Source organism: Streptomyces sp. NPDC021224 (assembly GCF_044332905.1).
Classification (GTDB): Bacteria; Actinomycetota; Actinomycetes; order Streptomycetales; family Streptomycetaceae; genus Actinacidiphila.
Genome location: NZ_JBIRPW010000005.1, coordinates 443062 through 465620 on the forward strand (window position 1 = coordinate 443062; position 22559 = coordinate 465620).

Here is a 22559-nt window from a genome sequence, read left to right on the forward strand (position 1 = left end):
AGCGGGGGCGCCCCCTTGTGACGTCCTCGACGGGACGTGCGTCACATACTAAGCCGCTTAGTGGACCTCGGCCGCCGTATCGCACGGAATATGGGACTTCCGAAAGCGTCCTACGAATGCATGCCGTAGTGCGGGTCGTTGACCGGCGGATCCCCGCCACCTAACAATTCAGGGGTCCCGCTACGGAAGAGGTAATTTCTCCATGCAGCTCCCCACGATCCCGAAGAAGCTCCCGTCGTTCGCGAAGTTCCAGCAGATGTCGAAGAAGCACAAGATCACCGCAGCCGGCGCTGTCGCCGCCGCAGCGGTCGTGCTGACCGTCACCGGCCTGGAGGCGACCGCCGGAGCCGGTTCGGCGACCGCGGCGGGCGACCCGACCGGGTTCTCCGTCTCCACCGGTACGCCCACCAAGGACCTGGGCGCGCAGACCGGTATGGCGTCGCAGAAGGCGATCACCGACTCCGCGCAGCAGAAGGCGGCCAAGGCCGAGCAGGCCCAGAAGGAGGCCGCGGGCGCGGCCGCGAAGAAGAAGGCCGCCGCCGAGGCGAACGAGCGCGCGAAGGCCGAGGCCGCTGCGAACCGCTCGTCGCACCGCGCCGACGCCCCGAAGAAGAGCGCGCCCAAGGCCGCGCCGAAGAAGAGCACCACCGCGTCCAAGCCCGCGTCCAAGCCGGCCGCGAAGCACTACGCGAACAACCTGGACGGCTGGATCCGCGAGTCGCTCGACATCATGCACAAGAAGGGGATCCCCGGCACGTACGAGGGAATCCACCGCAACATCATCCGCGAGTCCAGTGGTGACCCGAAGGCGATCAACCTGTGGGACATCAACGCCCGCAACGGCATTCCCTCGAAGGGTCTGCTCCAGGTGATCGACCCGACGTTCAACCGCTTCCACGTGGCCGGTACGTCGCACAACATCTACGACCCGGTCGCGAACATCACCGCCGCCTGCAATTACGCCGCCGACCGTTACGGCACGATGGACAACGTGAATTCCGCGTACTGATCCGTCACCGGCGAAAGCACGGGAAGAAGGGCGGCGGGGCCACACCGGCCCCGCCGCCCTTCGGCGTGTCCGCACGCCCCGCCCGCGGGTCAGGAACGGAGAAGCGTCCCGTCCCCGCGCCCGGCTACGGTGGCGGCGGGCAGTACGGCCGCACCGACGAGGGAGAGCGCGATGACGGGGACGGACGCACAAGCGGGAACAGGAACGGGAACGGACGCGGGAACGAGCGCGGGCACCGGCCCGGACAGCCATGACGTGATCCGTGTGCACGGCGCCCGCGTGAACAACCTCAAGGACGTCCACGTCGAGATCCCCAAGCGCCGGCTGACCGCCTTCACCGGCGTGTCCGGCTCCGGCAAGAGCTCGCTGGTCTTCAACACGGTGGCCGCCGAGTCGCAGCGGCTCATCAACGAGACGTACAGCGCCTTCGTGCAGGGCTTCATGCCGACGCTCTCCCGGCCCGACGTGGACGTGCTGGAGGGCCTGACCACCGTGATCAGCGTCGACCAGCAGCGGATGGGCGCCGACCCGCGCTCCACCGTCGGCACGGCCACCGACGCCAACGCCCTGCTGCGCATCCTCTTCAGCCGCCTCGGCACCCCGCACATCGGCCCGCCCAGCGCGTACGCCTTCAACGTGCCCTCGGTCCACGCGTCCGGCGCGATCACCGTCGAGCGCGGCGCGAAGAAGGCCGTGAAGGCGACCTTCAACCGCACGGGCGGCATGTGCACGCACTGCGAGGGCCGCGGCACCGTCTCCGACATCGATCTGAGCCAGCTCTACGACGACTCGAAGTCACTCGCCGAGGGCGCCTTCACGATCCCCGGCTGGAAGTCGGACAGCTTCTGGACGGTACGGGTCTACGCCGAGTCCGGGCTGCTCGATCCGCACAAGCCGATCGCGGAGTTCACGCAGCAGGAGATGCAGGACTTCCTCTACCGGGAGCCGACGAAGGTCAAGGTCGAGGGCGTCAACCTCACCTACGAGGGGCTCGTCCCGAAGATCCAGAAGTCGATGCTGTCGAAGGACAAGGAGTCGCTCCAGCCGCACATCCGGGCCTTCGTGGAGCGCGCGGTCACCTTCACCACGTGTCCGGAGTGCGACGGCACGCGGCTGGCGGAGGGCGCGCGGTCGTCGAAGATCGGCGGGGTGAGCATCGCGGACGCGTGCGCGATGCAGATCAGCGACCTCGCGCAGTGGGTGCGCGGCCTGGACGAGCCGTCCGTCGCCCCGCTGCTGGCGGCGCTGTCGCTGACGCTGGACTCCTTCACCGAGATCGGCCTCGGCTACCTGGCGCTCGACCGGCCCGCGGGCACGCTGTCGGGCGGCGAGTCGCAGCGCGTGAAGATGATCAAGCAGCTCGGCTCGTCGCTCACCGACGTCACGTACGTCTTCGACGAGCCCACGGTGGGCCTGCACCCGCACGACATCCAGCGGATGAACGGCCTGCTGCTGCGGCTGCGCGACAAGGGCAACACGGTGCTGGTCGTCGAGCACAAGCCGGAGACGATCGAGATCGCCGACCACGTCGTGGACCTCGGTCCGGGAGCGGGCGCCGCGGGCGGCACGGTCACGTACGAGGGCAGCGTCGCGGGGCTGCGCGCCAGCGGGACGACCACCGGCCGCCACCTCGACGACCGGGCGACGCTCAAGGACGAGGTGCGCAAGCCCTCCGGCACCCTCGCGGTGCGCGGCGCCGACGCCAACAACCTCCAGGACGTGGACGTCGACATCCCGCTCGGCGTGCTGTGCGTCGTGACGGGCGTGGCGGGCTCCGGGAAGAGCTCGCTCGTGCACGGTTCGCTCATGAGGAGCGCGCAGGCCGCGGAGGCGGGCGTCGTGTCGATCGACCAGAGCCCGATCCGCGGCTCGCGCCGCAGCAACCCGGCGACGTACACCGGGTTGCTCGACCCGATCCGCAAGGCCTTCGCGAAGGCGAACGGCGTCAAGCCCGCGCTCTTCAGCGCCAATTCCGAGGGCGCCTGCCCGACCTGCAACGGCGCCGGGGTCGTCTACACCGACCTGGCGATGATGGCGGGCGTCGCGACCCCCTGCGAGGACTGCGACGGCAAGCGCTTCTCGCCGGAGGTGCTGGAGTACACCTTCGGCGGGCGCGACATCAGCGAGGTGCTGGCGATGTCCGTCGCCGAGGCCGCGGACTTCTTCGCGGACGGTGACGCCCGCACCCCCGCCGCCCACACGATCCTCGGCCGCCTGGTGGACGTCGGCCTCGGCTACCTCACCATCGGCCAGCCCCTCACCACCTTGTCCGGCGGCGAGCGCCAGCGCCTCAAGCTCGCCACCCACATGGGCGAGACGGGCGGCGTCTACGTCCTGGACGAGCCCACGACCGGCCTGCACCTCGCCGACGTCGCCCAGCTCCTGGCCCTCCTGGACCGCCTGGTCGACGCGGGCAAGTCCGTCATCGTCGTCGAGCACCACCAGGCGGTGATGGCCCACGCCGACTGGATCATCGACCTGGGCCCCGGCGCCGGCCACGACGGCGGCCGCATCGTCTTCGAGGGCACCCCCACCGACCTGGTCACGGCCCGCCCCACCCTGACCGGCGAACACCTCGCCGCCTACGTCGGCGGCTGAGCCCGGGGCAGCAGCGGGCCCCCGCCGGATCACCCGGCGGGGGCCCGCTGCCGTACGCCGGTCAGAACCGCGGCATCCTCGGCTCCGGCAGCCTGGCCTTGCGGTACTTGCGCTGCGGCCAGCCCGACAGCAGCCGGGTGAACTCACCCGTCTGCGACGCCGAGAGCGCCCGGTGCGGCAGCATGAAGACCTCCCGCGGGTCGTCCGGCACCACGATCCACGCGGCGTTCGACCGCGTCACGTACGCGATCTCCTTCCACGGGTACTCCGCCGCGCTGCCGTTCTGCGCGAAGGTCGCCTTGGTGTCGGTGAAGCGCACGGAGTACGGATCGGCGAGCCGTACCGCGCTCTCCGCTATCCGCTGGGCGTCCCGCCGCCACTTCAGGTGCAGCCCCAGGACGACGGCGAGGCCCAGCCCGCACACGATCGCGACCACGGGCACCGTGAAGGCGGTCAGCACGGCGACCACCGCGAAGACGACGGCTCCCGGCAGGATCCGCATCGTCTCCCAGCGCTGGATGTGGAAGGACGCCGCGGTGATGTCCTCGACCGTCATGCGGCTCTCGATCTGGATGTCCAACTGCTGTGCTCTTTTCTGTGCGTTGATCAGGACGGGACCGCGTGCTCAGCCGGCGAAGTAGCCGCTGCAGTCGACGATGAGGTTCAGCGTGCCGGGACTGTGGTTGGAGAAGACGACCTTGCCGTCCGCGCTCGTCGGCACGACCGCGAGATTCGCGTTGGTGTCGCCCGCGACCCAGTTCAGGTTGGACGTCGGGGGGAGGGAACCGTCCGCCGGGTAGGCGGTGAGGTAGCCGTAGTCGGTGCCCGACGCCTCCGTGAGCATGAGGGCGAGCGTGGGCCTGGCAGCCGTGGTGATCTGCCGGACGTCGGCCTGCGAGAGCGTGTACGTGCCGTTCGACGTGACGGGGCCGGGCGGCAGCCCGCCGACGCCGTTGGACGTCACCACCAGGCGGGTGGGGTTGACCGCGTGGTAGGTCTGCCCCGACGTCCCCGCGAGGTAGTAGCCGGAGGCGTCCACGATGACGGCGGTGACCCCGTTGTGGTTGCTGACGGTGATCTTCCCGCCGGTGCCTGTCGGCGTGTCGGCGGCCATGGATGCCCGTGGCGTGGCGGTGCCGTAGGTGAGGCTGGTGACGGGATCGGCCGGTGTGCTGCCGTTGGCGTACACGCCGAGGTAACCGGCGCTCGTGGCACCCGACGTGGTGATGTTGAGGGCGACCCCGGTGGCGTTCGCCGGTATCCCGCCCTTGCCCGCGACGTCCAGGGTGAACGTGGTGTTGGCCGGTACCGTGCCGGTGGCGGTGAGGCTGGTTCCCGCCGTGCTGACGGAGGTGTTGAGGATCCGGCTCGCGGTGGGGAGGGGGTGGTAGGTCTCGTCGCCGGTGAGCGTGGCGTCGCTGGTGAAGTAGCCCGTGAGATCGACGATGAGGGCGATGTCGCTGGTCGTGTTGCCGTGCGTGTAGAGGTCGATCTTCCCGTCGCCGCCGACGGGCACGATCTGGTAGCCGGTCGTGGTGACCGCGGGGGCGAAGTTGGTGGACGACGACAGCGGCTGCTGGGCCCCGTCCGCGTAGGCCGTGACGTAGCCGTGGTCCTGCTCGTTCGCCGCCGTCACCTCGACGGCGACCGCGGTGACGGAGGCCGGGATCTTCGTCGGGGCTCCCGCGACGGCGGGGGTGACCGTGTCGCCGCTGATCTGGAGCTGGACGACCGAGCCGCCGGGCACCGTGGCGGTCCCGGCCGTGACGTTGTGGCTCGCGTGGACGAGACCGGCCGCGGTGCGGGTGTCCAGGATCCGGGTGGGGGTGACGGCCTGGTGGTAGCCGGGCGGGGTCGAGGGCTGCGGGGGAGCGATCGCGTGGCCGGCCCAGACCTGGACGTCGGCCACCTGCCCGGCGTAGAAGTCGGCGCGGTTCTTGCCGACGAGGTCGCTGCCGAGGTGGAAGCCGCCGCTCGCGCCGGAGGCCGGGGCCGCGTGGGCGCCGGTGGCCACGTAGGTGTCGTTCACGTACAGGTCGGCGACGCCGATGGCGCTGTTGTAGGTGAGCGTCAGATGGGTCCAGGTATTGAGCTGGGTACGGCCGCCGGTGATGACGTCCGCGGCGCTTGTCGAGCCGTCAGCGGTGCTGAGGCTCGCCTGCCAGCCGCCCGCGGTGGCGCGGATGCTGACGCCGGAGTACGAAGTGCCGTCCTGGGAGAGGACGGCCCCGCCGTACGCGGAGGGGTTCGCCCACAGGGAGACGGTGAAGCTCTGTTTCAGCCCGATGGCCGCCCCGGCGTGCAGGTCGCTCGCCGCGGTGCCGTTGAGGAGCACGTCCGGGCTGAACAGGTCGCCGGTGTTCCAGCGGGCGGCGGGTGTCCCCGACGCCACCGGGGCGAGCGTGAGGGAGCCGGTGCTGTCCGCGCTGCCGGTGAAGACCGCGCCGTCGTCGTTGTCGCCGATGTCCGCGAACTGCCAGGAGTGGTCGGCGGTGAGCAGCTTCGTGGTCGTGGCGTCAAGTTCCGGGGCGTCGGCCAGGGCGGACGGCGTGGAACAGGTGACCTCGCCGGTGGTGAGGTCGGCCGCCCACAGCGACGGCACGCCCTGGCCGGTGAGGTCGGCGGCCCGCAGGGACAGGGAGTCGGACGGATTCTGGTGCCAGCCGCTCTGGGCGATCCGGTACCGGCCCGTCGTCGTCAGCGAGGTGCCGTCCGGCGTCCGCGACAGGCCCGTCCACAGGTCGAGTTCACCGGTGGCGGGCTTCCACAGGTACATGGCGGTGCCGGAGTCCAGCTGAGCGGTCGCGATCGTCCAGCTGTCCCAGTCCATGGTGCCGTCGGGCGAGGTGAGCGAGGTGAGTGCGTAGCAGGAGGAGCAGTCGTCCCAGCCCGGGTCGGAGCCGGTGCTGTACGTGTTGGCGGCGAAGCTGTACGCCAGGTAGAGCTGGTCACCGGCCTTGGCGAGGAGGTCGGGGAGCCCGGTGTCCGCGCCGCTGGTGTTGCCCGCGGCGACGACCTGGGAGGCCTGGGTGCCGTCCGCGCCGGGGAACGAGCCGGGGGCGATCTCGTACGGCGCCGAGGACTGGCCGATCGTCGTGGGGTTGCCGGGTTCCAGCGGGTCACTGCTGCCGTCGTTGCAGACGACTCGCCCGCTGCCGTCACCGCTGAAGTAGGCCAGGACGTCCTGGGCGCCGTTGCCGCAGAAGTCGCCGGTGATCGCTTGTGCGCCGTCCCAGTCGGCGGGCGGCGCGGTGGTGTCGAGGTTGTCCTTCTGCAGGCCGTCGGCGCCGATGTCGGTCGCCGCCGGGGCCACGGTGCCGTCCTGGTGGCCGGTCGCCAGCCATGCGCCCGAGGGCATCGCCGTACCCGGGCCGCCGACCGTGACGAGGTCGGGCGTGCCGTCCAGGTTGATGTCGCCGTCCCGGGCCGGTGGGGTGATCCCCGTGCCGGTGAACTCCACGAAGGTGGGCGACCCCAGGTTGCCGCCGGGGGAGACGGCGTTGACGGTGAGGGTGTTGACCAGTCGGCTGACCTGCACGGTGATGGTCGTCGGACCGGTCGCGTCCACGGTCACCGGGGCGGACTGGTTGAGCTGGTAGGCGTAGCCCGAGATCGCGCCGCCCGTGGGCGGGGTGACGTCGAACGAGCACCGGGCGCCGAGGGACTGCGCCGAGCCCACGTCGGACGCGTCGAGCGTCGGGCATGTGTGGCTCCCGTCCGGCGGCGAGACCGCCGGGCTCACCCCGGGGGCGCCGGGCCTGCTGGCGTCCCAGGAGAAGGCGCAGGTGGCGGACGAGGCCGAGGTGAGGGTGCCGTCCGATGTCTGCACCCGCCAGGTGAACGACGTGCTCGCCCCGGCCGCCCGGGCCTTGAAGAACGCCTCCGGAAGCTTCAGCACCGCGTTCTGCCCCGAACCGCCGTGGTAGGTGTCGGCGGCGATCCCGTTCGCGGGCGTCAGCAGGTTGGTCTTGGCGGTGTCCGCGGTCTTGTAGAGGGTGAAGGTCGTCGTCAGTGCCGCGCCGGTGGGTGTGGAGACGGGGGCGTAGAGGCTGACGGCCGTGTCGCCCAGCACGGTGTTCGAGCAGTTCGTCGGGGGTGAGGTGAACAGGCCCTTGGGGGTGTTCGGGTACTTGTCGTAGGTGATGACGAGCTGCGCCGTCTTCGGGTTGAAGCGCTTGAGGGCGTAGTTGTCGGTGTGGCTGTCCGCCCGCATGACCAGGGTCTGTGTGGTGGTTCCGGCTGTCAGGTCCTTCGCGATGGTGCTCGTGACGTCGAAGGGCGGTGCGCCGCCCGCCGGGCAGCCGCTGCCGTACCCGAGGGCGAAGTCCTGCTGGTCGACCCGGGTGCCGAGTGCGTCCGACCAGTTGTTCCATGTGGCGTTGGAGGACGACAGGATCTTGGCGGGGGCGTAGAGGTCGACCTTCTGGTTGTGGCCCGAGGTGTGGCACGCCCACGAGTAGGTCTCGGTGATGTCGAAATGGGCGCTGTAGATCTTCGCCGTCTTCAGCGATGTCGTCACGGGGAAATTGAAAAGGCTGATCGCCTCGTCCTGGACGTCGCCGCTGGGGCCGACCTCCGCGTCACCGGTGTAGGAGACGGAGCTCTTCCAGAAGTTCTGCGAGGGGACGCCGGAGCCGGGGCTGGCCCAGCCGGTGGCGCCGTAGGCGGGGGAGTAGGTGGGGTCGACGAAGACCGGGTAGCGGGTGTCGCTCGCGTCGAGGAGTGCGGTGGGCGGGGTGAGGGCGAGTCTGCCGTGCCCGGCGGTGACGCCCACCTGCCGGCTGTGGGCGGCGGCGCCGCGGCGCAGGGCGGAGGAGGGGCGGGCGCCGGACGCGTCACGGCGGAGGGCGTTCGCGGTGGCGGTGTCCGCGGTGTCCGCCGCTTCCGCCGAGTCCCAGGCCAGCGGGGTGGGGGCGGTGTAGATCGGGTGCCCGGCGGCGTCCTTGACCTGGACGGTGCCGTTGGCGTCGGAGGCGGCCGTGAGGCCGGGGGTGGTGGCGATGTCGGCGTCCAGCAGCGTGGCGAGCTGCGGGTTCCGCGCCGCCGCCGGGGTGTGGAGGGTGAGGACGTCGCTGACGCCGCCGCTGGGGTCGACGGTGACGGTGAGGTCGACGCCGGGCAGGACGCCGTCGTACTCGGCGCTCGCCCCCGACACGGTGGGCGCGGGGAGCGACACCGGCAGCGTGAGGGTGAAGCCCTGGCCGCCGGTGTGCAGGGAGAGCAGCGGCCCGGTGCCGCCCCCGGAGAGGATCACGCTGCTCGGGGTGGCTTTCGGGGAGAGCGTGCCGTCCGGGTCGGCGGTCAGGGTCGGGTCGATCGCGGTCCAGGCGCCGTCCTTCAGCACGCGTGTGGGCGTGGCCGTCTGGGCGAGCGTCAGGGTGCCGTCCGGGTTGGCCGTGGTCTGCGACACCGCGGTGGTCAGGGCCGAGGCGACGACCGGTCGCCCGGTCGACTCCGCCTTCGCCGCGGCTTCGTCGGCCGAGAGGGCGTGGTGCGCCGGGCTGCTCACGGACGTGGAAGCCGGTGTTCCGCTGTCGGCGGTCGCGTCGCCGGGTGGCAGGGCCACGAGGAATGCCGCCGAGAGCGCGCCGAGCGCGAGCACGGCGGCGCCTCTCCTGGCAGCGGACTTGCGTCTTGGGTGAGCCATCATCACGTCTTTCCTTTGCCGGCCGTCCCGTGGTTCCGGGCTCCCGGGAAGGAGCCCGGAACCACGGGACGTGCCGGGGACGGTCTCGTCAGCCGAGGTTGGCGATCTGGGTCGGGGTCAGGGCGGTGCTCCAGAGGGTCACGTCCGCGAGGGAGCCCTTGGCGTACTCGCCGTAGACGCCCGCCGAGCGGCGGCGGCCCAGCTGGAAGTTCCCCTCGCCCGTCCAGGGGGTGGTGAAGGAGTTGGGGGTCTGGGGGATGCCGTCGACGTACAGCCGGACCGTCCCCGAGCCCTTGTCGTAGACGCCGACCAGATGGGTCCACACCCCGGTGTGCACGGCGGCGGTCCCGCTGTACGACCGGGTGATGACGGGGGTGTCCACGTCGGAGCCGAGCCGGTTGAAGGTCCAGCCGTAGGTGGTGGAGTAGTAGAGCTGGAAGACGCTGGTGTGCACGCCGTCGGCGGCCACGAAGGTGCTGTTGACGCTGGTGTCCTTCAGCTTCACCCACGCCGAGACGGTCATGCTGTTGCCGGTGTCGAGCACCGGCCCCGCCGTGTCGAGGTAACCGGTGGTGCCGTCCAGCGCGAGGGATCCGCCGTGGTCGGCGGTGTTCCAGGCCGCCGTGCCGTGCAGGGTCGCGTCGTGCGCGTCACCGACGGCGTCGGCCGCGGTGCTGCCGCTCGCCTCGTCGAGGCGCCAGTGGGCGGCCGAGGCCGGGATGCCCGTGCCGTCGTCGTAGAGGGCGTAGGCCTCCTGGTCGGTGAGCGGCCGGTCGTAGTGCCGGACGTCGGCGAGGGAGCCGGTGACCAGGTCGTCGGGGTTGTAGGCCCCGTTGAAGAAGTCCCGGCCGATGTCGAGGTGGCTGTGGGTGTCCCAGGGGGTGTACGGGAAGGGGATCGCGCTGGCCAGCATGCCGTTGACGTAGAGGCGGACGGTCGGGTGGGCGGGGTCGGTGGTGGCGTCGTACACGCCCGTGAGCAGCGTCCAGGTGTTCACCGCGGGTGCCGGGATCGCCGGGTTGTCGGTGGACTTGGAGCGCACCAGCGTGGGGTTGGTGGTGTCGGTGGCGGAGCGGTTGAAGATCCACGCCTGGTAGACGGGCGAGTAGTACAGGTCGAAGGCGTAGCTGGTGGTGCCGCCCTCGGACAGGATGGTCTGGTACTTGGAGAGGTCGGTCACGTTCACCCAGGCCGAGACCGCGAAGCTGCCGGTCGTGTCCACGCCCCAGTGCTGGGTGCCGAGCGAGCCCGTGCCGTCGAAGGTGGCGGCCGGCATGGTACGGCCGGCGCTGTCGGTGCTCGTGCCCCAGGTGACGCCGCCGGTGGCGGTGGCGGTATCCGCGGCGACGGCGTCGTGCGCGGTGGTGCCACCGGTCTCGTTGAGCATCCATTCGTTGACGGCACCGGTCTGCGGGATCGACCAGGTCACGGCCGTTCCGTTGTCGCAGGCGGCCAGCGCGAGCTGGGTGCCGAGCGTGGTCGTGGAGCCGGGGTCGGCCAGACACAGCCCGGAGTGGGCGTTCTTGACCTGCCCGTCGTCGAGCACCTGCCACTGCTGCGCTGCCGAGGTGCTGCACGCGTCGAGCTGGACGAGGCTGCCCGCGGTGGTGCCCGCCGAGGCGACGTCCACACAGATCTTGGCGTGGCTGCCGGGGTGCAGCGTCCCGTCGGGGTAGGCGGTCCAGTTCTGCGCGGGACTGCCGTTGCAGGTGTAGACCTGGACCTTGGTGCCGTTGGCCGTGGCCCCGGAGGGGTCGTCCGCGCACACGCCGGGCACCTTGGACGCCAATGGCCCGGAGGGCGTGGCGGCCGGGCGCGCTCCCGACAGGTCGGCGATCTGCGCGGCGGTCAGGACGGAGTTCCAGGTCTGCACGTCGGAGACCTGGCCCTTGAAGAAGCTGCTGCGGCTGCCGCTGCTGAAGAACTCCCCGATGTCGAAGGAGTGGGTGGCGTTCCAGGACGTCTTGGTGTGCTTGACCTTGCCCTGGAGCGCCCCGTCCACGTAGAGGGCCATGGTGGACGTGCCGGGGTCGTAGTTGGCCACCAGGTGCGTCCAGAAACCGGGGATCGCGGCGTTCGTGCGGGACTGCGTGATGTCCCACGTCGGGCCGGTGTCGGACGTCGCCATGGCGAAGCGCCAGCTGTTGTCCGTGGAGTTGGAGTACAGCACGAAGCCGGGCTCGACGGTGGCTTCCTGTTCGAGGACCTTGGTGTCCAGCGTCTCGGGCTTGACCCAGGCGGAGACGGTGAAGGCCGCGTTGGTGGTCACCGCCGGGCCGGTGGACGTGAGGACCCCGGCGCTGGTGCCGTTGAAGGCGGCGTCCGGGCTGTGCTGGTCGTCGCTGTCGTTCCAGGTGGCGCCCGTGCCGCCGTGCAGGTCGAGGGTGCCGACGGTGTCGGCCGCCGTGGTGGCCTGGCCGTCCGTGCCGTCCTTCAGCGGCCAGACGTGCGAGGGGTTGGAGACGGTCTGCGCGGTCTGCGGGGTGAGCGTGGTGCCGTTGAAGAGGTACGGGGTGACGTGGCCGGTGGTGCGGTCGACCGTCCACAGCGACGGGTTGCCGTCACCGCCGAGGTCGGCGGCGCGCAGGGTCAGCGGGTGCGCGGGGGCCTGGTTCCAGCCTGCCGCGGCGAGCTGGATCCGGCCGGCCGTGGTGAGGGTGGTGCCGTCGGCGCTGATGCCGAGTCCGGTCCACAGGTCGAGTTCGCCGGTGGCGGGGTTCCACAGGTAGAGCGCGGTCCCGGTGGACAGTTGGGAGGTCGTGAGTGTCCAGCTGTCCCAGTCCTGGGTGCCGTCCGGGGTGTTGAGCGCGGTGAGGGCGTAGCAGCTCGCGCAGGTGCCCCAGTCGGGGTCGAGGAGGAAGCCGTAGCCGTTGGCGGTGAAGCTGTAGGTGAGGTAGAGCGTGTTGTCCATCGTCGCGAGCAGGTCGGGGAGTCCGGTGTGCGCGCCGCTGGTGTCGCCCGCGGTGACGACCTGGGTGGCAGGGGTGCCGTCCGCGTCGGTGAAGGTGCCGTCCGGGATCTCGTACGGGGCCGAGGACGTGCCGATCGTGGTCGGGTTGCCCGGCGCGAGGGCACCGCTGCTCCCGTCGTTGCACACGACCGCACCGCTGCCGTCAGCGCTGAAGTAGGCCAGGACGTCCTGGGCGCCGTTGCCGCAGAAGTCGCCGGTGACGGCCTGGGCGCCGTCCCAGTCGGACGGCTTCGGCGTGCCCGCCTCGTCGTCGGTCTGGAGACCGCCCACGCCGATGTCCGTCGCGGCCTCGCTCACACTGCCGTACGGGTGCCCGGCGGCCAGCCACGCCCCGGACGGGAGCGAGCTGCCCGGCCCGCCGACGGTGACGAGGTCGGGCGTGCCGTCGAGGTTGACGTCGCCGTCCGCGGCCGCCGGGGTGATCGCGGTGCCGAGGAACTCGGTGGACGCGGGCTGGCCGAGGTTGCCACCCGGCGAGAACGCGGTGACGGTGAGGGTGTTGACGAGCCGGCTGACCGGCACGGTGATCGTGAGCGCGCCCTTCGCGTCGACCGTCACCGGAGAGGACTGGTTGATCTGGTAGGCGTACCCCGACACGGACTGGCCGGAGGGCGGGGTGATGCTGAACGAGCAGCGGGCGCCGATGGGCTGGACCGCCCCGGTGTCGGGGTCGTCGAGCGTGGGGCAGATCCGGCCGCCGTCACGCGGCGCGGTGGCCGGGGCGATGTCCGGGGCACCGGGACGGCTGGCGTCCCAGCCGAAGGTGCAGGGGGTGGCCGAGGCCTTGGAGCTGAGCGTGCCGTCGGAGGTGGTCACCGTCCAGCTGAAGGTACCGAGCCCGCCGGACGCGACTTTCTTGAAGAACGTTTCCGGGAGCTTCAGTACCGCGTTCTGTCCGGACGCGCCGTGATAGGTGCGGGCGGCGATTCCGTTTGCCGAGGTCAGTAGGTTGGTCTTGGCGGTGTCCGCGGTCTTGTAGAGCGTGAACGTCGTGGTCAGTGCCGCGCCCGTGGGGGTGGAGACGGGGGCGTAGAGGCTGACGGCGGTGTCGCCGAGGAGCGTGTCCTTGCAATTGGTCTTCGGGGAGGTGAAAAGCCCCTTGGGAGTGTTCGGGTATTTGTCGTAGGTGATGACGAGCTGCGCCGAGCCGGCCTTGAAGCGCTTGAGGGCGTAGTTGTCGGTGTGGCTGTCCGCCCGCATCGCCAGGGTCTGTGTGGTGGTTCCGGCTGTCAGGTCCTTCGCGATGGTGCTCGTGACGTCGAAGGGCGGTGCGCCACCTGCCGGGCAGCCGCTGTTGTACCCGAGGGCGAAGGAATGGGAGTCGACCTTGCTGCCGAGGCTGCCGGACCAGCTGTTCCATGTGGCGTTGGAGGACGACAGGACTTTTGTGGGGGCGTAGAGGTCGACCGTTTGGTTGTGCCCGGACGTGGGGCATGCCCAGGAATAGGTCTCGGTGATGTCGAAGGAGGCGCTGTAGATCTTCGCCGTCTTCAGCGATGTCGTCACGGGGAAATTGAAAAGGCTGATCGCCTCGTCCTGGACGTCGCCGCTGGGGCCGACCTCCGCGTCACCGGTGTAGGAGACCGAACTCTTCCAGAAATTCTGGGAGGGCACTCCGGATCCGGGGCTCGCCCAGCCGGTGGAACCGTAGGAAGGCGAATAGGTCGGGTCCAGGTAGACGGGGTATTGCGTGTCGCTCGCGCCGAGCAGGGCAGCGGGCGGGGTGAGGGCGAGTCTGCCGTGCCCGGCGGTGACGCCCACGCGCCCGTTGCGGGCGGCGGCGCCGCGGCGCAGGGCCGAGGAGGGGCGGGCGCCGGACGCGTCACGGCGAAGGGCGTTCGCGGTGGCCGGGGCGATCTCCGCGGTGGTGTCCGGGGTCGCAGCGGCGGTGTCGGCGGAGTCCCAGGCCAGCGGGGTGGGGGCGGTGTAGATCGGGTGCCCGGCGGCGTCCTTGACCTGGACGGTGCCGTTGGCGTCGGAGCCGACGGTGAGGCCGGGGGTGGTGGCGATGTCGGCGTTCAGCAGCGTGGCGAGCTGCGGGTTCCGCGCCGCCGCCGGGGTGTGGAGGGTGAAGACGTCGCTGACGCCGCCGCTGGGGTCGACGGTGACGGTGAGGTCGACGCCGGGCAGGACACCGGCGTATGCGGCGCTGGGACCGGACAGGGTGGGCGCGGGGAGGCTGGTGGGCAGGGTGAGGGTGAAGCCTTGGCCACCGGTGTGCAGGGACAGCAGCGGCCCGGTGCCGCCGCCGGAGAGGACCACGCTGCTGGGGGCGGCCTTCGGGGACAGCGTGCCGTCCGGGTTGGCGGTCAGGGTGGGGTCGATCGCCGTCCAGGCGCCGTCCTTGAGTACCCGGGTGGGAGCGGCGGTCTGAGTCAGCGTCAGGGTGCCGTCCGGGTTGGCCGTCGTCTGCGACACCGCGGTGGTCAGGGCCGAGGCCACGACCGGGCGGCCCGTCGACTGGGCCTTTGCCGCCGCCTCGTCGGCCGAGAGTGCTTTGTGTGCCGAATTGCTCGCGGGCGCAGCAGTGGAAGGGGAAGCCGGAATTCCGCTGTCGGCCGCCGCGGTGCCGGGGGGCAGCGCAACGAGGAATGCCGCGGAGAGCGCGCCGAGCGCGAGTGCCGCGCCGCCTCTCCTGGCAGCGGGTTTGCGTGGTCTGTGAGTCATCATCACTTCACTTCCCGTTTGCCCGGGTTGGGCGGCTGGCGTGTCGCCGTGAGTATTCCGAAGGACTTGTACAGCCCATGAGTGTTCGGCGTGAAGGACTGGTGAGCGGTGCCCCTTTTTGCCCGCGATTCTCCTTGATATTTGGAAATCGCTTTACTGCTCGCAGGGTTCGGCTTTAGCTTTTCGGCAGCATCACGGAAAACTCACGAGAGCTGCACAGAAAAAGTGATGCACATCACAGCCGTCTTTTGATCCGTGTGCCAGCCAACTGGCGCTAACTTCCTCCGCTGATGCTCTGTGGCAAAAGCCTTGTGCTGCTGCGCAGTTGGTCCGGACGCTGTCCGGGGAAGTGGGGGGCGGGGCAGTGCGGTCGAAGCTGTGGTGGAACAGAAACCGGTTCCTGTCGCTGAGGGTCGCCCTGCTGGCGATCTTCGCGCTGGTCCTGCAGACCGCTGTCGCGTCCGCGCTGCCGCCCGCCAAGGCGCACGTGCACGCGCCGAAGCCGTTGCTCGGCGCGCCCGTCCCGGTGAGCCCCGTCCACCGGGCGGCCCCCAAGGCCGCCCAGCAGGCCAAGCCCTACAAGGCCACCGCGACGGCCTTCCCGTCCGCCGCGTCCAGCACGCTGGAGCTGACCTCCGCCCGGAGCGGCAGCCCCGGCAGCCCGGTGTGGGCCCAGCGGGTCGAGCCCGCGGCCGGCCTGACGAGCAAGGCCGGCACGGACACCGCGACCACCAGGAGCGCCACCAAGAGCCCCGCCGGCGGTCTGACTGCCCTCCATGTGAAGGTGCTCGACCGGAAGGCTGCCGAGAACGCCGGGATCACCGGCGTGCTGGCCCAGGTGACACCCACCGGTTCCGGACCCGGCACGGTGCGCCTCGGCGTGGACTACTCCTCCTTCGCCCAGGCGTACGGCGGCGACTACGCCTCGCGCCTGCATCTCGTCCAGCTCCCCGCCTGCGCCCTGACGACCCCGCAGCTCGCCTCGTGCCGTACCCAGACCCCGCTGCGGACCAGCAACGACGGCGCCGCCCAGACGCTGTCCACCACCATGGCGCTGACCGCCCCCGCGTCCGCGTCCGCCACCGCCGCCCCCGTCGTCCTGGCCGCGACCTCCGCCGCGTCCTCGGGCGACGGCGGCGGCGCGGGCGGCCAGTACGGGGCCACGTCGATGAAGCCGTCCGGCTCGTGGACCGCGGGCGGTTCGGCGGGCTCCTTCGACTACGCCTACCCGATCGACGTACCGCCGTCCGTGACCGGGCTGGAGCCGACGCCCGACCTGTCGTACGACTCGGGGAGCATCGACGGGCAGGTCGCGTCCACCGAGGCGCAGTCGTCGTGGATCGGTGACGGCTGGTCGGCCGCGGACTCCTTCGTCGAGCAGTCCTTCCTCTCGTGCAGCGACGCCGTCGCGGGCAAGGACCTGCCGAGCGCCGACTCCACCGGCGACATGTGCTACGACGGCCCGCTGCTGACGCTGTCCCTCAACGGCTCGACCACGTCACTGATCTGGGACGCCGACAAGAAGACGTACGAGCCGGCCAACGGCAGCGGTGACGTCGTCGCCCACCACACCGGGACGGGCAACGGCAGCGGCACGTACAACACCGACTACTGGACGGTCACCGACCGCTCGGGCACGGTCTTCTCCTTCGGCCTCAACAAGCTCCCGGGATGGACCGACGGCAAGCCCACCACGCATTCCGTCGACACCGAGCCGGTGTTCTCCCCGGAGTCCTCCGGCCCCTGCTACAAGTCCTCCGGTTTCGCCGACTCCGTGTGCACGATGGCCTACCGCTGGCACCTGGACTACGTCACCAACCTGCACGGCGGGGCGATGGCGTACTACTACAAGCAGTCGACCAACCACTACGGCGAGCGGGACGGAGCCGCCGACGGTGTGTACGTCCGGGACAGCTACCTCGACCACATCGACTACGGCTTCACCGACGGCAACGCCTACGGGACGGTGCCGGACAAGGTCGTCTACGACAGCGGCGACCGCTGCGGCCAGGCCAGCTGCCCGGCGCTGACCAAGGACACGGCGTCGAGCTGGCCGGACGTCCCCTTCGACCTGCTGTGCGCGAAGACGTCCGGCTGCGACAGCTACGGCCCGGCCTTCTTCTCCACCGTGCGGCTCTCCTCGATCAGCACCCAGCAGTGGGACGGCAGCGCCTACCGTACGGTCGACTCCTGGGCCCTGGACCAGTCGATCCCGACGACGGGCACCTTCAACACCTCGACCCTGTGGCTGAAGTCCATCGCGCACACCGGCAGCGACACCACCGCGGGCGGCCCCGCGGTCACCCTGCCCAAGGTGACCTTCGCGCCGACGATGATGGCCAACCGCGTCAACTTCACCTCCGGTGTCGGCGGCGGCCTCGGCCCGCTCAACCGCTACCGCATCGGCTCGATCACCACCGAGACCGGCAGCGTCATCAGCGTCACCTACGGCCTGGTCTCGGCGTGCACGCCCAGCAGCATCCAGGACCTGGACCCGAAGACGAACACCTCGTCCTGCTTCCCGGTCCGCTGGAGCCCGGACGGCGTGAACACGTCCTACCTGGACTGGTTCAACAAGTACGTGGCCACCTCGGTCGCCCAGTCCGACCCCTCCGGCGGCTCCGCCGGCCTCTACACGTCGTACAAGTACCTCGGCCCGGCCGCCTGGCACTACGACGACAACGAGCTGGTCAAGGCGAAGTACCGCACCTACGGCCAGTGGCGCGGCTACGGCGACGTGCAGGTCCGCACCGGCCAGGGCACCGACCCGCTCACGCTCTCCGAGTCCTGGTACTACCGCGGCATGGACGGCGACTGGCTGTCGTCGACGTCGAGCCGGTCCGTCACGCTCACCGACTCGCAGGGCGGCAAGCACCCCGACACCGACGAGTTCGCCGGCCAGGCGATGGAGAGCGCCACCTACACGTACGACGGCGGCCCGGTCGACCACTCGACCATCAACTCCTACTGGCTGTCGGCGTCCTATGCGAGCCGCACCCGCAGCGGCCTGCCGCCGCTGACCGCGCACGCCATGGGCCAGGTCGAGACATGGGACCGCCAGGCGATCACCAGCACCTCGCCCACGACCTGGCGCACCACCGAGACCGACGTCAGCTTCGACACCGACCCGGACTCGCCGACCTTCGGCCTGGAGAAGTTCTCGTACGCGCACGGCGACCTCGCCAAGGCCGGGAAGACCGGCTCGCAGGAGACCTGCACCCGCACCACGTACGCCGCCGCGAACACCGCGCTCAACCTCAGCGGCCTGGTCGCCGAGACCGAGACCGACGCCAAGCCCTGCGGCGGCACCTCACCGGCCGGGGCCAGCGCCCCCACCGCCGCGCAGACCAACGCCCTGACCGCGCCGGCCGGGCTGGACCGGGCCACCGACGTCATCTCGGACACCCGCACCTTCTACGACAACCAGACGATGGCGGCGACCTGGCCGCAGCCCGCGTCACCGGCGTGGCCGCAGCCCGCCCCGACGCTCGCCGACTCCTCCGTGCAGCAGGACGCCGTCGGTTACGCGGCGGGTGCCTTCGTCTACCGCACCGACTCGGCCACCGTCTACGACACTCACGGCCGCCCCACGGCCACGTACGACGGCAACGGCAACAAGACCACCACCGCGTACACCGACACCTCCTACCTGACGACCACCGCGGTCAAGGCCACGAACGCCCTGGGCCAGAGCACGACATCCACGTACGACCCCGAGCGGGCGGTCACCCTGACCGCCACCGACGTCAACGGCGTCGTCTCCACCGTCCACAGCGACGGCCTCGGCCGCACGATCGCCGTCTGGCAGGACTCCCGCACCACCGACAAGCCCGCCAACCAGCTCTACAGCTACAGCTTCCCGGCCGAGGGCACGACCGCGCCGGTTGTCGTCACGACCAAGGTGATGAACGACGGCGGCGGCTACACCGCGTCCACCAACCTGCTGGACGCGCTGCTGCGCACCCGCCAGACCCAGGACCAGGCGGTCACCACGGGCACCGGGCGGATCATCAGCGACACCTTCTACGACACGCACGGCTGGGTCACCCAGACCAACGACGCCTACCAGGACGACTCGTCGAACCCCAACGGTGTCCTGGAGCAGACCGCGGACAACAACGTCCACCAGCAGACGATCACCTCCTACGACGGGATGGGCCGCCCGACCGTCGTCACCGGACTCGACGACAAGACCGTCCGGGAGGTCGCCTACAGCCAGTACCTCGGCGACCGCACCGTCAGCGTCCCGCCGCAGGGCAAGCCCGCGACCGCGATCACCGCCGACGCGATGGGCCGCACCACCGAACTCGACCAGTACGACACCGCCCCGACGGTGACGACAGCGACCGCGGGCGGCTTCACCACCGCGAAGGTCACCGGCGGAACGGTCCAGGCCACCCGCTACACCTTCGACGCGCTCGGCCGCGCCCAACAGACCGTCGACGCCGCGGGCGACGTCTGGGGCACGCGGTACAACTACCACGGCGACGTCACCGGCTCGACCGACCCGGACGCGGGCAGCACCCCCGCGCAGTCCCCGATCCTCTACGACGGCGCCGGCAACCAGGTGCAGTCCACCGACCCGGCCGGGCACACCCTGTCCTTCGTCTTCGACAAGCTCAACCGCAAGACCGCCGAGTACGACGCGCCGCTGGCCGGGCAGTCGCCCGCCAACGAGGTCGCCTCGTGGACGTACGACAACAGCGACAACGCCGTGCCGGGCATGACCTATCCCATCGGCCACCTCACGGCGAGCCGGTCCTACACCCCCGCGGGCACCTTCGTCACACAGGCCAAGGGCTTCAACATCTTCGCCGAGTCGCTCGGCGAGACGTACACCGTGCCCGGCACCAGCGTGCTGGCCGGCGACTACACCTACCAGCACAGCTACACCGACACCGTCGGACGCCCCAAGGCCACGCTCGTCCCCGCGGCGGGCGGCATGGCCAAGGAGGTCCTGACCACCGGCTACTGCGGCTACAACGGCATCGACCAGGAGTGCACGCTCTCCGGCAGCCACGGCTACGTCCAGAACGTCGCCTACGACGCGCTCGGCCAGGTCGCCCAGCAGGTCGTCGGCTCGGCGGCGGCGAAGGCGTACGTCACCAGCACGTACGACACCCACACCGGCGCGCTCACCGACCAGAACGTCGTCAACACCGCGGTCTCGGCCACCCCGATGGACCGCACGAAGTTCGCGTACGACCCGTCGGGCAACATCACCTCCCAGACCGACATCCGCGGCAGCGGCGCCACCGAGACGCAGTGCTACCGGTACGACGGCCTCGACCGGCTCTCCCAGGCGTGGACGAGCGCGAGCAGCGCGGCCGGCACCTGCGACACCGCCCCCACCCCGCAGACCGCGGCGGCCGTCGTGACCGACGGGGTGAGCGACGGCGCGTACTGGACCAGCTGGAGCTTCGACACGCTCGGCCAGCCCAAGCAGCAGGTGCAGCACTCGCTGACCGGCGGCGCCGACACCAGCACGGTCTACGCGTACGGCGGCAGCGCCACCGGTTGCGCCGCCACCAGCTCCGGCGCCCACACCCTCGCCTCGGCGGCCACCACGACCGGCGCGACCACCACGACCAAGAACTACTGCTACGACAGCCTCGGCGACACCGTCTCCCGCCCCACCACCGCCGGAGCGCAGTCGCTCACCTGGGACGACGAGGGCCGGCTCAGCACCGCGACCACCGGCACCCACACCACCGGCTACCTCTACGACGCGGACGGCGGCGTCGTCGAACGCACCGACCCCGGCTCCGTCACCGTCTTCCTGCCCGACCAGCAGATCACCCTCGACACCGCGTCCGGCGACCTGAGCAACGTCCGCTCCTACGACCTGCCCGGCGGCGGCCAGGCCGTCGTCACCACCAAGGGCTACGGCTTCGAGTACGGCGACCAGCACGGCACCGGCACCCTCGCCCTCGACGCGACCGCCGCCAACCCGTCCTGGCAGCAGTACACCCCCTACGGCGCCCCCCGCGGCCCCACCCCGGGCAGCAGCTGGCTCGACCCCAACGGCTTCCTCAACAGCCCCCAGGACCCCGACGACGAACTCACGACGATCGGTGCCCGCGAGTACGACACCGATCTCGGCCGCTTCCTCTCCCTCGACCCCGTCCTGGAAACCGACCCCCAGCAGCTCAACGGCTACACCTACGCCTCCGCCAACCCCGTCACCTTCAGCGACCCCACGGGCCTCGACAACTGGTGGGCCGACCCCACCATGAACGTCCCCGTCGTCAAGGGCGCCAAGCCCATCTCCCAGAAACTCGCCCACGACAACGGCTTCGGCGCCCTCTGCACCCCCAAGACCTGCTCCGGCTACAACGACGCCGTCACCAAGGCCGACAGGGCCTACGCCGACGCCGCCGCCAAGGCCTACGCGGCGGCCGTCAAGGCCGCCCAGGAGAAGGCCGAGGCCCAGGCCCGCGCCAAGGCCAAGGCCGCCGCGGCGAAGGCGGCGAAGCGCCACTGCGCCTGGTACAACGTCGCCTGCCAGGTCAAACGCCACCTTGACACGATCATCAACGCGGCCGTCATCGCCCTCGCGGCGGCGGCGATCATCACGGCGATCGTGATCATGCCCGAGATCGCCCTCCCCATGGCGACCGCCTTCGCCGAATCCTCCCTGGCCACCGGCTCCCTGGCGATGGCCTCGGTGGCCGCGGCCTCGGCAGGCCTGAGCGTGGCGGCGGAAGCGGCGGGAGCGACCACGGTGGCGGCAGGCGCCGCGGTAGTGGCCAATCTCGCGGGCGCGAGCCACGCGGCGGGCGGGGGAGGCGGAAGAGGGGGTGCGCCCGGCGGCGGCGAAGGGTGCAGCTTCTCCCCGGATACGCCCGTGCTCCTGGGCGACGGCACGACCAAGCCCATCGTCGCCGTCAAACCGGGCGACAAGGTCGAAGCAGGCGACCCGGAAACCGGCAAGGACGTCGGCAGCCGTGAGGTCCAGCACCAGTGGATCAACCACGACACCGACCTTCTCGATGTGACGGTCCAAGGCGTCGACGGCAAGCCCGCCACTCTCCACACGACGGCCAACCACCCCTTCTGGGACGACACCTCCCACACCTGGGTCCCTGCCGGCGCTCTCGACCTAGGCGACTACCTCAACACGAACACCGGTACCCACGTCAGGGTCGTCGGCCTCCACGCAACCCCGGGCACCGCCGACCGCTACAACCTGACCGTCGAGCAACTCCACACCTACTACGTGCTGGCCGGCGGCACTCCGGTCCTCGTCCACAATACGGATGCCAGTTGTGAGGTCAAACTCTATCGATCCCCTGGCGCGGGAAATAAAGAGAGTGAATCCACCGGGCTGGACGTCGCCAATCACGAAGGATCGCATCCGACTGCTTATCTTGCGAATATGCCTGAGGGTGCGGCGCAGTATGCGGGTAATGGGCACGAGCCCGGATTCCATGTCTTCTCCATGAAGCCTGGATTCAAGGATGCATTCGGAGATCTTGAATTTCCTCTTGAGAACAAGAATGGACTGAAGGGTGTAACCGAGTTCAGGATCCCAGCTCACCGGTTTGATGAGTTCAACTCATATATTGACCACTCTCGGACCCAATGGGTGCCTGCCTATAAGGGCTGGTGGGATGACAGGGATCTCGGCTAGCACCGCAGAGGGGGCGGGGCAGCTATCGTTCACA

General features: G+C 70.5%; 6 protein-coding genes. 3 read left to right on the plus strand and 3 right to left on the minus strand.

Annotation, left to right across the window (positions count from 1 at the left end):
• Window positions 1–202 precede the first annotated feature (202 nt).
• Both ACH4PY_RS16135 and ACH4PY_RS16140 read left to right on the plus strand, forming a co-directional pair.
• Window positions 203–1009, plus strand: a complete 807-nt coding sequence (locus ACH4PY_RS16135) for a transglycosylase SLT domain-containing protein (protein WP_398181850.1) — start codon at window positions 203–205, stop codon at window positions 1007–1009.
• Between the two features lie 171 nt (window positions 1010–1180).
• Window positions 1181–3607, plus strand: a complete 2427-nt coding sequence (locus ACH4PY_RS16140) for an ATP-binding cassette domain-containing protein (RefSeq protein ID WP_398181853.1) — start codon at window positions 1181–1183, stop codon at window positions 3605–3607.
• A 61-nt stretch (window positions 3608–3668) separates the two neighbouring features.
• Here ACH4PY_RS16140 and ACH4PY_RS16145 read toward each other — a convergent pair whose 3' ends face one another.
• The 3 genes from ACH4PY_RS16145 to ACH4PY_RS16155 all read right to left on the minus strand — a co-directional run bounded on the left by ACH4PY_RS16145 (window position 3669) and on the right by ACH4PY_RS16155 (window position 14667).
• On the minus strand, window positions 3669–4187 hold the full coding sequence (locus ACH4PY_RS16145) for a YcxB family protein (protein ID WP_398181856.1): 519 nt from the start codon (window positions 4185–4187) through the stop codon (window positions 3669–3671).
• A 45-nt stretch (window positions 4188–4232) separates the two neighbouring features.
• Complete coding sequence (locus tag ACH4PY_RS16150; protein ID WP_398181859.1) at window positions 4233–9257, minus strand: LamG-like jellyroll fold domain-containing protein; 5025 nt, start codon at window positions 9255–9257, stop codon at window positions 4233–4235.
• Window positions 9258–9342: 85 nt separating this feature from the next.
• Entirely contained in the window at window positions 9343–14667 is a 5325-nt protein-coding gene (locus tag ACH4PY_RS16155; protein WP_398181862.1) for a LamG-like jellyroll fold domain-containing protein, read from the minus strand.
• 589 nt (window positions 14668–15256) lie between these two features.
• Here ACH4PY_RS16155 and ACH4PY_RS16160 point away from each other — a divergent pair.
• Complete coding sequence (locus ACH4PY_RS16160) at window positions 15257–22525, plus strand: polymorphic toxin-type HINT domain-containing protein (protein WP_398181865.1); 7269 nt, start codon at window positions 15257–15259, stop codon at window positions 22523–22525.
• The last annotated feature ends 34 nt before the right edge of the window (window positions 22526–22559 follow it).

Bases quoted from the DNA above. Each gene is read 5' to 3' on its own strand.
- ACH4PY_RS16135 (WP_398181850.1), top strand. From the start codon at position 203: ATGCAGCTCCCCACGATCCCGAAGAAGCTCCCGTCGTTCGCGAAGTTC.
- ACH4PY_RS16140 (WP_398181853.1), top strand. From the start codon at position 1,181: ATGACGGGGACGGACGCACAAGCGGGAACAGGAACGGGAACGGACGCG.
- ACH4PY_RS16150 (WP_398181859.1), bottom strand. From the start codon at position 9,257: ATGATGGCTCACCCAAGACGCAAGTCCGCTGCCAGGAGAGGCGCCGCC.